The sequence below is a fragment of the Neisseria sp. P0021.S007 genome (assembly GCF_051956855.1).
Genome location: NZ_JBQCXA010000225.1, coordinates 1 through 923, shown reverse-complemented (window position 1 = coordinate 923; position 923 = coordinate 1). Strand labels below are relative to the sequence as shown.

Annotated in this window: 1 protein-coding gene and 1 pseudogene; one reads left to right on the top strand and one right to left on the bottom strand. The window is 45.1% G+C overall.

All coding sequences use genetic code 11. The features are described from left to right. Window positions 1–519: pseudogene (locus tag ACTHUR_RS12400) on the top strand (outer membrane beta-barrel protein); the annotation flags it as partial. 201 nt (window positions 520–720) lie between these two features. Here ACTHUR_RS12400 and ACTHUR_RS12395 read toward each other — a convergent pair. Further along, window positions 721–923, bottom strand: a 203-nt coding sequence (locus tag ACTHUR_RS12395) for a DUF350 domain-containing protein (RefSeq protein WP_440398782.1), incomplete at its 5' end; no start/stop codon positions are given.

The following is a 923-nucleotide window of genomic DNA, read 5'->3' as shown; positions in this document are numbered from 1 at the left end:
CTCAAAAATGCACCACGCCGCGCATACGATATCCGTGCCTTATACGAATATACACTCCCGATTAACGATCGCTTTAGCATTGCTGCCGGGGCCGGCTTGGGACACCGCGTTCTGAGAGACTTAAGTAGCCGCATTGATCCAAATGATTATGACCGCAAAAACCGAACCACATATGCGCAAATCAATACCGGAGTAAATATCGCCCTTCCTGCAAACTTTGAGATATCTCCCCGCATTGCCTACAATCGTGCCGTGAAAGGCCGCCAATATTCTTACGAACCCGACCAGGTAGAAACCCGAATGAAACAAGGCGGCGGACAAGGTATCGAGGTTGAAGTGCCTATATCTAAAAAATTCGCTAACGGCTCCAAAATCAGCCTCGCTCCATTCTATCGCGGCTGGAAAGTTAAAGAATCGAACCTTACCGTTACGGAAGAGTATGACTCATATGAATTGGGATCTATAGAACCTAAAAACCACACCCACGAAGCGGGCGTAAGATTGCAATACTCTTTCTAATTTGATGAACTTAAGTAGTTAAAATGTTTCAGACGGCCTTGTATATAACAGGCCGTCTAAATTTTTTGATGCTTTCAGAATTTCACTATAACGCCAATACCATCAGACATAAGACCTTATAAGTCAAAAAAATCTACCGATAATTTTTCTAGGTAGGAGTCAGGATCAGCACATCTTTTGCTATCCAACCAACCATCAAAATCAAGTCAAGCAAGCAGCGTTCAAAATGCCGATCGAGATGGACACTGCGCCAAACAGCGCACCTACGGCGACATTGTTGCCGATAAGTTCTGCGGTAGCGCCTTTAATCATCATTGTGGCAGCGAAATAGACAAAAATCTGAATCACTGCTGCGGCAAGTCCCCACAGGATAAAATCGATGAAGCTGACGCTGTGGGCAATGC